This is a genomic window from Curtobacterium luteum (genome assembly GCF_001475545.1).
GTDB classification, from domain to species: domain Bacteria; phylum Actinomycetota; class Actinomycetes; order Actinomycetales; family Microbacteriaceae; genus Curtobacterium; species Curtobacterium luteum_A.
Map to the genome: position 1 here is coordinate 1 of NZ_LDQC01000121.1, position 9,441 is coordinate 9,441.

12 protein-coding genes are annotated in these 9,441 nt (G+C 70.7%); 3 read left to right on the forward strand and 9 right to left on the reverse strand.

All coding sequences use genetic code 11. The annotated features are described in order from the left end of the window. Nucleotides 1-2: 2 nt before the first annotated feature. The gene (locus tag NS184_RS16225; RefSeq protein ID WP_058727125.1) at nt 3-968 is read right to left on the reverse strand and encodes a carbohydrate kinase family protein; all 966 of its coding nucleotides are present in this window, start codon (nt 966-968) and stop codon (nt 3-5) included. 173 nt (nt 969-1,141) lie between these two features. On the opposite strand from NS184_RS16225, the gene NS184_RS16230 reads away from it, so the two are divergent. Together NS184_RS16230 and NS184_RS16235 are read left to right on the forward strand one after the other, a co-directional pair. Further along, on the forward strand, nt 1,142-1,963 hold the full coding sequence (locus NS184_RS16230) for a DeoR/GlpR family DNA-binding transcription regulator (RefSeq protein WP_058727126.1): 822 nt from the start codon (nt 1,142-1,144) through the stop codon (nt 1,961-1,963). Further along, nucleotides 1,960-3,318 carry a 6-phospho-beta-glucosidase gene (locus NS184_RS16235; RefSeq protein WP_058727127.1) on the forward strand — a complete coding sequence of 453 codons (1,359 nt, stop codon included), beginning with the start codon at nt 1,960-1,962 and terminating at the stop codon, nt 3,316-3,318. Before NS184_RS16230 ends, NS184_RS16235 begins: the two co-directional genes overlap by 4 nt. A 381-nt stretch (nt 3,319-3,699) precedes the next feature. Here the strand turns inward: NS184_RS16235 and NS184_RS16240 are convergent, their stop codons facing one another. From NS184_RS16240 to NS184_RS16265, 6 genes are all read right to left on the reverse strand, one after another. Next, nucleotides 3,700-4,293 carry a DUF305 domain-containing protein gene (locus NS184_RS16240; RefSeq protein ID WP_058727128.1) on the reverse strand — a complete coding sequence of 198 codons (594 nt, stop codon included), beginning with the start codon at nt 4,291-4,293 and terminating at the stop codon, nt 3,700-3,702. A 107-nt stretch (nt 4,294-4,400) separates the two neighbouring features. Next, nucleotides 4,401-4,856 carry a hypothetical protein gene (locus NS184_RS16245; protein WP_058727129.1) on the reverse strand — a complete coding sequence of 152 codons (456 nt, stop codon included), beginning with the start codon at nt 4,854-4,856 and terminating at the stop codon, nt 4,401-4,403. Nucleotides 4,857-5,063: 207 nt separating this feature from the next. Continuing rightward, complete coding sequence (locus NS184_RS16250) at nt 5,064-5,351, reverse strand: antibiotic biosynthesis monooxygenase family protein (protein WP_058727135.1); 288 nt, start codon at nt 5,349-5,351, stop codon at nt 5,064-5,066. Nucleotides 5,352-5,373: 22 nt separating this feature from the next. After that, nucleotides 5,374-6,417, reverse strand: a complete 1,044-nt coding sequence (locus tag NS184_RS16255; RefSeq protein ID WP_083513782.1) for a cation diffusion facilitator family transporter — start codon at nt 6,415-6,417, stop codon at nt 5,374-5,376. Further along, nucleotides 6,414-6,776: an ArsR/SmtB family transcription factor gene (locus NS184_RS16260; protein WP_275935040.1), complete on the reverse strand. Its 363-nt coding sequence runs from the start codon at nt 6,774-6,776 to the stop codon at nt 6,414-6,416. The genes NS184_RS16255 and NS184_RS16260 overlap by 4 nt, the downstream gene beginning before the upstream one ends. A gap of 108 nt (nt 6,777-6,884) precedes the next feature. Next, the gene (locus NS184_RS16265) at nt 6,885-7,565 is read right to left on the reverse strand and encodes a hypothetical protein (RefSeq protein WP_058727131.1); all 681 of its coding nucleotides are present in this window, start codon (nt 7,563-7,565) and stop codon (nt 6,885-6,887) included. Between the two features lie 53 nt (nt 7,566-7,618). On the opposite strand from NS184_RS16265, the gene NS184_RS16270 reads away from it, so the two are divergent. After that, nucleotides 7,619-7,921 carry a hypothetical protein gene (locus NS184_RS16270; RefSeq protein WP_152998282.1) on the forward strand — a complete coding sequence of 101 codons (303 nt, stop codon included), beginning with the start codon at nt 7,619-7,621 and terminating at the stop codon, nt 7,919-7,921. 4 nt (nt 7,922-7,925) lie between these two features. On the opposite strand, the gene NS184_RS16275 is transcribed toward NS184_RS16270, so the two are convergent. Then, nucleotides 7,926-8,771 (reverse strand): PHP domain-containing protein, encoded by an 846-nt coding sequence (locus tag NS184_RS16275; RefSeq protein ID WP_058727133.1) that lies wholly within the window; start codon nt 8,769-8,771, stop codon nt 7,926-7,928. A 39-nt stretch (nt 8,772-8,810) separates the two neighbouring features. Next, nucleotides 8,811-9,353, reverse strand: a complete 543-nt coding sequence (locus NS184_RS16280; protein WP_058727134.1) for a hypothetical protein — start codon at nt 9,351-9,353, stop codon at nt 8,811-8,813. Between the last annotated feature and the right edge of the window lie 88 nt (nt 9,354-9,441).

Sequence of the window (9,441 nt, forward strand, 5' to 3'; positions counted from 1 at the left end):
GGTCAGGCGTCGGTGAGGGCGACGGCGTCCAGGAACGACCAGTCGTCGTCCGGGGCGGCGCCGCGCACGAACGCCCTGAGCTGGTCGGGATGCGGTGCGCTCGCCGCGCCGCCGAGTCCGGTGACGGCGAACGCGGCCGACGCGGCGCCGAAGCGCAGCCGTGTCGGGAGGTCCCAGCCGTGGTGGTCGCCGGCCATGAACGCGGCGACGAAGACGTCTCCGGCGCCGGTGGGGTCGACCACGTCCACCGGGATCGTGCTCGCGGTGACGACGGCGTTCGCGGAGTCGACCGCGACGACGCCGTCCGCGCCACGGGTCACGACGGCGAGCGGGACGCGCTCGGCGAGGACCTTGGCAGCGTCGAGCGCCGTGTCCGTGCGGGTGTACCGCATCGCCTCGACGTCGTTCGGCACGAAGACGTCGATCTCGGCGAGCCGGTCGAGCACGTCACCGGACCACTCGCCGGTGTGGTCCCAGCCGACGCCGCCGACGACGGTCGTGCCGCCCGAGCGCAGCGCGGCGACCCAGTCGGGGAGCGGTCGGGCGATGCCGACGTGCGTCGCTGCGACCGGACCGAGGTCGTCCGGCACGTGCAGCGGGCCGAGGGGTTCCTCGTACGTGATGAAGCTGCGGTCCTCCGGTCCGGTGAGGGCGACCGACACCGCGCTCTGGTGTCCCGTGACGAGTTCCAGCAAGGCCGTGTCGAGCAGCGGCTCCTCGGTCAGCACCTGGTGGACGTGCCGCCCGAGGACGTCGTCGCCGAGCCGGCTGAGGAGCTTCGTCGGAGCGCCGGCACGTGCCGCCGCGACCGCTCGGTTCGCCACGCCGCCGGGCGTCACCGTGAACGCGTCGGCGAACACCTCCGCTCCCTGCTCGGGAGCGGTCACGCCGGCGAAGACCAGGTCGCAGTACACGTCGCCTGCGAAGAGCAACGCTCCGGGGGCCGGCGTCTGGTTCGGCTGGGTCACGGCTGCTCCTCGTCATCGCGGATCAGGGGTTCGACCGCGTGTGTTCGAGCCTGCGCGATCGGTGTTGCGGCGACGTTACTCGATTGCGCCAGATTTGTTAAGTCTGTTCGAGTTGAGGATCCTGATTGTTCATTGTTGCGTGATCCTGCTCGATCTGGGCTACGGTGGGTCGCATGATCCTGCGCGAGCGGCAGAACCGCATCATCGAAGCCCTGCGGGCCGACGGTGCTGCCTCGGTGCAGGAACTCGCGCGCGCGCTGCGGGTCAGCGCCGCGACGATCCGGCGCGACCTCGAGATGCTCGACCGGAACGGCGAGCTCGTGCGCACCTGGGGCGGAGCGGTCGTCGCGCCGGGCGCGACGACCCGCGAGCCCCCGCGCGGTCCGCACGGTGGTGCTCCCGCCGGCCCGGGTGACGAGGACGACGAGGTGGTCGAAGCCCCGTTCGAGGCCGCTGGCGACTACGACCTGAAGCACCGCATGGCGGTCGCTGCAGCAGCCATGGTGCAGGACGGCCAGGTCGTCATCCTCGACATCGGCACCACGACGCCCCTCGTGGCGGAGCTCCTCCGCGGGCGCGACATCACGGTCATCACCACGAACCTCGCGGTGTTCGACGTCCTGCGTGACGACGACGCCGTCCGGCTGGTCCTGCTCGGCGGGGTGGTGCGTCGCAACTACCGCACGCTCGTCGGCTCCCTCGCCGAAGCGGCCCTCGAGCAGGTGAGCGCGGACGTGCTGTTCCTGTCGTGCACCGGCGTCCGGGCGAACGGCCACGTCGTCGACAACATGGCGGTCGAAGCGCCGATCAAACAGTCGATGATCGCCGCCGCCGAGCGCGTCGTCCTGCTCGCCTCCGAAGCGAAGTTCCCCGGGACCGGAGCGCTCCGGCTCTGCTCCCTCACCGACGTCGACACGCTGATCACCACGACCGGCGCGCCCGACGACACACTCGCCCACAGCCGGAACGCCGGCGGAGAGGTCATCACCACATGAAGCTCTGCATCCTCGGGGGCGGCGGGTTCCGCACGCCGTACGTGTACCAGGCCCTGCTCCGCGACGCCGGAAGCCCCCGGGTCGACCGGGTCGCGCTCTACGACGTCGACGAGGTCCGGCTGCACGCCATGGTCGCGATCCTCACCGAGCTCGCCGCCGAGTTCCCGGACGCGCCCGTGCTCGAACCGACGACCGACCTGCACCGCGCGGTCGAGGGCAGCGACTTCGTGTTCGCGGCCCTGCGGGTCGGCGGGCTCGAGGGGCGCCGCTGCGACGAGCACGTCGCGCTCGACCTGGACGTCCTCGGACAGGAGACCACCGGCCCCGGCGGTCTCGCGTACGCGATCCGCACCGTGCCCGTCATGGTCGATGCGGCGAAGGTCATCCGCGACCTCGCCCCGGACGCCTACGTCATGAACTTCACGAACCCGGCCGGCATCATCACCGAGGCGATGCAGACCGTGCTCGGCGACCGCGTCCTCGGCATCTGCGACACCCCGTCCGGCCTCGGCCGTCGGGTCGCGGGCATGCTCGGGCTCGACCACACGCGGGTCCAGATGGACTACGTCGGGCTGAACCACCTCGGCTGGATGCGCCGGGTCATGTACGACGGTCGCGACGTCCTGCCCGAGCTGATGGCCGACGACGGCCGGCTCGGCGCCATGGAGGAGGGCCGCGTCTTCGGCCTCGACTGGATCCGCTCGCTCGGCGCGATCCCGAACGAGTACCTGTACTACTACTACTTCAACCGCGATGCAGTCCGGTCGATCGTCTCGTCGGGGAAGACCCGTGGCGACTTCCTCGCCGAGAGCCAGTCGGCGTTCTACGACCGGGCGAGTGCGGCGGGCAACGGCGTGGCCGACCTCTGGCGGGAGACCGTCGCTCGGCGCAGTGCCTCGTACATGGCCGAGGCGAAGGGCGGCACGCAGGACGACCCGATCGATCCGAAGGAACGGGAGACCGACCCGTCGCATCAGGGGTACGCGGGTGTCGCACTCGGGGTGATGGCCGCGATCAGCCGGAACGAGCGCCAGACGATGATCCTCAACGTGCGGAACAACGGCACGATCGCCGGCCTGCCGGGGGGCGCCGTGGTCGAGGTCCCGACGATGGTGGACGCGAACGGCGTGCACCCGATGACGACCGACCAGCCCGACCTCCACCAGATCGGGCTCATGTCCCAGGTGAAGGCGGTCGAGCGGCACACGATCCAGGCGGCGCTCACCGGCTCGAGGGACGAAGCCCTCAAGGCCTTCGCGCTCCACCCGCTCGTCGACAGCGTCAGTGTCGCGCGGGACCTCGTGCGCGGCTACGTCGACCGGATCCCCGAGGTGGCGGCGGTGCTGACGAAGTAGCGGAGCCCCGTGATCCGTGGCGACTGTGCTCGTCCGCGCTCGGCTCGCGGCTCCTCCCACAGCGGGAGGAGCCGCGGCCGCGGCCCCCACGACCGCGGCCGCGGACGACCGGATTCCCCTCCGCCGGACAAGCATCGCGCGCGTCGCGTCCTCGCCGCATCATCCGGAGGGATGAGAAGTCGACTCGTGCTCAGTCACTTGGTGGGCACCTAGGTGACGCCGGAGCGTGAGGGGGGGGACACGCCTCGACGCCACCTGATCAGCACTCGCCCGGTTTGTCGACCGCGCGAGCGCGTCCACCGTCTCCGTGCCGGACGCAGAGGTGGACGAGATCTCGGCTGTGCACGGGATGCGGGTGCACGCCGCGATCCACGCCGAGAGTCACCGAGACCCGAGCATGTCCTGCATCTGGGTGATCTGCTCGGTCTGGCTCGACACGATCGACTTCGCCATCGCGACGGCGTCGACGTTCTTGCCCTTCTCTGCTTCAGCCTTGGCCATGTCGACGGCACCCTTGTGGTGCTGAACCATCTGCTCGAGGTAGAGCTTCCCGGCGTCGTCCGCGGAGGCCTGGTCGAGGTCGTCCATGTCGGAGTCGGACATCATCCCGGACGTGGAGTGCCCTGCCCCGGAGTGCTCGGGCTCGGTCGGCTCACCCCAACCCTGCAGCCAGGTGCTGAGCTGGTTGATCTCCGGGGACTGCTCGGCCGTGATCTGCTCCGCGAGTGCAGCGACGTCGGGATCGACGCCTGAGCCCTTGGCGAGGAGCACGTCGCTCATCTCGACGGCCTGCTCGTGGTGCGGCAGCATCATCTGCGCGAACATCACGTCCTGCTCGTTGTGCCTCGACGCGGCCGATGTCGACGACGACGAAGCTGCTCGGGAGCCACTGGTGCTCGTGGAGCAGCTGGCGAGGCTGAGTCCGAGGGCCAGTGCGGCGGCGATCGCGTACGAGCGCGTGGTGGTGGTGTGCATGATCTCTCCGTTCCCGTGGATGCGTCAGGTGCTCCGGGCAAGCGGTTGCCTCCCGGATCTGGGCACGCGGAAGCCACCCTTCGCAGGTGGGATCCCGCAGGGGCGGATCAGGTGCGGCTGATCTGCAGCGCCGTCAGTGACGGTGGTTGCGGTGCCGCGATGCGACGCGGCAGCCGGTCAGCCAGCGCGAGCAGCCGCGCGAGCAGGGAGAGGATGCCGCCGGTCCGTGCGCGCAGCAGCGCCCACGTGAACAGGGCGATCGTCAGCGTGCACACCATCCCCATCAGCGAGCACATCAGCGCGCACAGGCCGCTGTCACAGCCGACACCGGTGAGGACGGTCAGCACCGCGGTGACGGGAACGGCGTGCTCGTCGTGGCCGGCGGCCGCGACATGGCTGTGCTCGGAGACGGCCGCGGGAGCCGCCATCGAGTGCTCGTGGCTGGCGGTGTGCCCGGCCATCGTGTGCATCAGGACCGTGAACCCGACCAGCAGCAGCAACGCCAGCGTCGCCGTGGCCTGCAACAGCAGCCGGGCCCGCGGGGAAGCGGTGGTGGTGAGCATCGGTCCTTCGAGCAGACGGGTCGAGTGTGCGCTTCCATGGTGCGGTACCCCCACGGGCGGCGGCAAGCTGGTGTCCGGATCCACACCGGACCCGCCGCGACCGAACGGATCGGGAGCACAGTCGGAGGTCCAGCGTGCAGCGCATGGTACCCCGGCGAGGAGACGTGAGCCGTCGGCGTCGGGGGCGGCGCTCCGTCGGGAGCGCGGTCAGAGGGTGACGGTCTCGAACTCGAGGAGTTCCGCGCCGGTCGCCACGGGGTTGCCGCCGCCGTGGCGGGCACCGGCCTGGCCGGTACGCCATGCCTGGTACGCGTCCTCGTCGACCCAGGTGGAGACGACGAAGTACCGCGAGCCGCCAGCGGTCGGGCGGAGGAGCTGGAAGCTCTCGAAGCCGGGCTGCTGCTCGACGTCGTGGTCCCGGCCGACGAAGCGGGCTTCGAGGTCGGCGCCCTTGCCCTCGGGGACGGTGATGGCGTTGATCTTCACGACGGACATGGTGCGTTCCTCTCGGTGGTGGTCAGTGCTGGTGCGCACGGGCGGCGGGCAGGACGGTGAACTCGTCGACGTTGCCCATCGTCTCGTGCACGTGCTCGGCGGCATGCTCGGCGATGTGCTCTGCGTCGTGCAGGGAGGTGGCAGTGACCTCGACGGTGGCCGAGCCGGTGAGTCGGTGGCCGACCCACCGGAGGCGGAGGTCCCGGACGGCCTCGACACCGGCGGTGTGTCCAAGTGCGTGCTCGACCGTGCTCAGGAGGGCGGGATCGATGGCGTCCATCAGGCGCGCGCCGATTGACTTCACCGTGCCCCAGAGCAAGACCATGATCGACACGGAGATGAGCAGCCCGATGACCGGGTCCGCGATCGGGAAGCCGACGAGGACGCCGATCGCTCCGAGCACGACCGACAGGGACGTGAACCCGTCGAGGCGTGCGTGCACGCCGTCGGCGACGAGCGCGGCGGACCCGATCTTCTGGCCGACCCTGATGCGGTAGATCGCCACCGCTTCGTTGCCGACGAAGCCGATGAGGCCGGCGGCGATCAGCAGCCAGGGGTTCTCGATCGGTCGCGGGTTGATGAACCGGTCGATCGCCTGCCAACCGGCGACGACGGCGGAGAGGGCGACGACGAACACGATGAACATGCCCGCGAGGTCTTCGGCGCGGCCGTACCCGTAGGTGTAGCGGCGGTTCGCGACGCGGCGGCCGAGGACGAACGCGATCCACAGCGGTACCGCCGTCAAGGCGTCGGCGAAGTTGTGGATCGTGTCCGCGAGGAGCGCGATCGACCCGGTGAACGCGACGATCACCGCTTGCAGGACGGTCGTGGCGAGGAGGATGAACAGGCTGATCTTCAGGGCGCGGACGCCAGCGGTACTGGCCTCCATCGCGTCGTCGATCGAGTCCGCCGAGTCGTGCGTGTGCGGCACGAACAGGTCGTACAGGAACCCCTTCACGCCGCCGTGCGGATGCGAGTGGCCGTGCTCACCGTGCTCGTGGCCGTCCTTGAGGCCGTGGGGATGGTCATGGTCAGCGTGGACCGGCGCGTGGTCGTGGCCGGTCATACGCTGTCCTGCTCGGCACGGTGGTGCGGCGCCGCGCCCACGACGTGCTCGGCCTGCTTCACGGCGTCGATCACGAGTTCCGACGCGTGCTCATCGGTGAGCCGGTAGTACACGGTGGTCCCCTCCCTGCGGGTCGACACCATCCGAGCCAACCGCAGCTTCGCCAGGTGCTGTGAGACGCCCGCAGCGCTCTTGTCGACGACCTCGGCCAGTCGGTTCACGGACAGCTCCTCCGCGCTCCGCAGCGCGAGGATGATCTTCACCCTGGTCGCGTCCGCGAGCATCGCGAACACCTCGACCGCCAGTTCGACGTACTCCGATTCCGGACCCAATCCGCAGGGCTGCTTGTCTACGTGCACACGCAGATACTACAGAAGACACGTGACCGCGCGCACGTCTCGATGTCCGGATCGGACGGGAGGCGCGGGGCGGGCCCGACCCGTGCCTCCCGTCCGGTGGTGGTCGCGTCAGCGACCCCGCTTCCGCGCGTCCGCCGCGGCGAGCGCGGCGCGCATCCGCTCCGCGTCCCCAGCCGGCCACCCACCCGAGCTCGCCAGCGGCAGTTCGGTCATGTGTCGGCGGAGGTGCTCGGGGTAGTCGCGCACGATCCGGTCCGGGTCTGTGCGCACCGTCGCGTAGAGGGCCGGGCCGTCGGCGTAGAAGAGGTCGGCGACGACGAGCCGCCCGTCCGACCCGCGCATGACGTTCGCGGGGTTGTCGTCGAGCGGCCCCCACCATGGCTGCTCTGCACGGCCGAGGGCGTGCACGTGGTCGATGTGGTCGGCGAGTTCCGCCACCGACGGGTCACGCATCGCCAAGGCACGGTGGAACGCGGCGCCGACGTCCTCGGTGACGGGCTCGAGGTACTCCATCACGGTGAGGTCGGCACCGCCCTCGAGGACGCGGTGCTCGACGAGCGCGGGCACCTGCCGGGTGTGTGCGGCGCGGCGGTAGAGCAGTGCGGAGTACGGCCCGGCGGGGTCGAACGGGCTGATGCGAGCGGCGAGGGCTCCGGACGGGGATCGCAGCGCGACCGCCCAGTCGCCGGTCCCGCACCGTATCCAGCCGAGCTGCTCGAGCGTCGCGACCAGGTCGGTCCACGGCTGCCCCGGGGCGAGGTGGTGGAGGAACGCATCGGCGGGGTCCATGTCGCCATCCTGCCGTTCGAACGTGTGTTCGAATCCGTGGCACGATGGTCGGCATGGGTCAGAACCGACGCTACGGAACCGATGTCTCCCGGGCTGCTGTCAACGAGTTCCTGACGCGCCCGTACCCGGTGACCCTGACGCGCGAGGAGATCGGCCCGGAGCCGCCGACCTCGGTGTCCGACGGCGAGGTCGTCGAGGTGTGGTTGCGGTTCGTGGAGGTCCGCGTGCAGGAACGGGCCGTCGTGGTGGCGTACACGGACCGTGCGGTGCAGGTCGAGGTCGCACGACGCGACGGATCGCGGTACCGGGTGTGGGTGTGGCAGGGGGCCGTCACCGCGCCCGGCCGCGAACGCTGAGGTCTCAGCGCGTCCAGGAGTCCTCGACCCGCCGGCCGGGGCGGAACCCGAAGTGCTCCACCATCGCCACGGCCTCGGGGAAGCCGGACGCGAGGTCGTCCGCCCGGTGCGCGTCGCTCCCGAACGTCACGGCGCGTCCGCCTTCCTCGGCCCACCATTGCGGGACCCACGACCAGAGCCGCCGGGTGTTCATCTCGAGCGCCCGTCCGGACGCCGCGAGGGCGCGCATCGCGGATCGGAAGCCCTCCTCGAAGACCCGTGGGTCGAACGGGCCGGCGGTGGTCGCGGGCCAGGCTCGGGCTGCGTAGTCGATGTGGGTCAGGACGGCGAATGAGTCGGAGCCGGCGATCATCCGGGGGAGCTCCTCGAGGTAGGCCCACACGACCTCCGCCGGCGACCGGTGCTGGTACAGCGTGGCCGGCTCGGTGCGGTCCGCACCGTCGAACGGGAGCATGTGCAGCGACCCGTTCACCCGGTCGACCCGGCGCACCACGTCGGCCGCGGCGGCATCCCAGAGGTGCGGCTGGCCGAACTCGACGCCCGTCAGGATCGTGAGCTCCGGGAAGTCGTGCCGGCAGCGGTCGACCGCGTCGAGGTAGCCGTCGACGTCGAGGGGCGGCAGCCGGACCACCCCGTGCTCGTCGACCAGTGCTCGGGCGTGTGTGCCGAGGTCGTCCGGTGCGGCCCGCCAGTGGTCCTCGAGGTCGAGGTGCTCGGTGAACACGAGGGCCGGGAGCCCGATCCGGACCGCTCGTTCACAGGTGCGCCGCATCGTGCCCGGAGATGCCGGGTCGGATCCGGCGTCCCAGGAGAACTCGCTGTGCACGTGCGCATCGGCGGGGAGCGTCATGCGCCCGACCATGCCACCCGGCGTCGCCACCGACAACCCCTACGCGCCCGCACCGAGCTGGAAGTGACACAGGACGATGTCGGCGACGTCGGCGGGCGCGACGGCATCCGTGTCGACGACGCATTCGTCCAGGTCCGCGGCTGCCTGTCGTTCCGCGAGCTGCGCGAACCGCTCGAGGTGCCACTCGAGGTGGTCCTGGCGGTGCCGGTCGTAGCGGCTCCGGAGCCGTGCTTCGATCGTCGTCGGTCGGGCGATCAGTCGGATCGGGCGCACGGGCATGCCGACCGCTGCCGAGTACCGGTCGAGGTCCGCGCTGCTGGTGACGACACCGCTGAGGACGAGCTGCCGTGGGCCGGCAGTCCGGTAGTTCGCCCAGACGGCAGCGATGTTGCGTGCCTCGACGACGGTGTTCTCCGAGTCGTCGGCAGCAACCGGCCACGACCGGTGGAACCAGTCCACGTCCATCAGGCTGAACGCACGTCCACCCGCAGCGAGGCGGTCGCCGACGGCGTCGAGCACCGAGGACTTGCCGACGCCGTACGAGCCGTTGAGGAAGATCGCGTACGCATGATCGTCGGCCATGGTCCGACCCTACGGGCGTGTGGCCGATCCGTCCCGGTCCGCCCCTAGGATGGGGCGGCAGGGGCTCTTAGCTCAGTTGGTAGAGCGC

Coding starts and splice junctions, on each gene's coding strand:
- NS184_RS16230 (WP_058727126.1), top strand. CDS start 1,142: ATGATCCTGCGCGAGCGGCAGAACCGCATCATCGAAGCCCTGCGGGCC.
- NS184_RS16235 (WP_058727127.1), top strand. CDS start 1,960: ATGAAGCTCTGCATCCTCGGGGGCGGCGGGTTCCGCACGCCGTACGTG.
- NS184_RS16240 (WP_058727128.1), bottom strand. CDS start 4,293: ATGCACACCACCACCACGCGCTCGTACGCGATCGCCGCCGCACTGGCC.
- NS184_RS16245 (WP_058727129.1), bottom strand. CDS start 4,856: ATGCTCACCACCACCGCTTCCCCGCGGGCCCGGCTGCTGTTGCAGGCC.
- NS184_RS16250 (WP_058727135.1), bottom strand. CDS start 5,351: ATGTCCGTCGTGAAGATCAACGCCATCACCGTCCCCGAGGGCAAGGGC.
- NS184_RS16255 (WP_083513782.1), bottom strand. CDS start 6,417: ATGACCGGCCACGACCACGCGCCGGTCCACGCTGACCATGACCATCCC.
- NS184_RS16265 (WP_058727131.1), bottom strand. CDS start 7,565: ATGGACCCCGCCGATGCGTTCCTCCACCACCTCGCCCCGGGGCAGCCG.
- NS184_RS16270 (WP_152998282.1), top strand. CDS start 7,619: ATGGGTCAGAACCGACGCTACGGAACCGATGTCTCCCGGGCTGCTGTC.
- NS184_RS16275 (WP_058727133.1), bottom strand. CDS start 8,771: ATGACGCTCCCCGCCGATGCGCACGTGCACAGCGAGTTCTCCTGGGAC.
- NS184_RS16280 (WP_058727134.1), bottom strand. CDS start 9,353: ATGGCCGACGATCATGCGTACGCGATCTTCCTCAACGGCTCGTACGGC.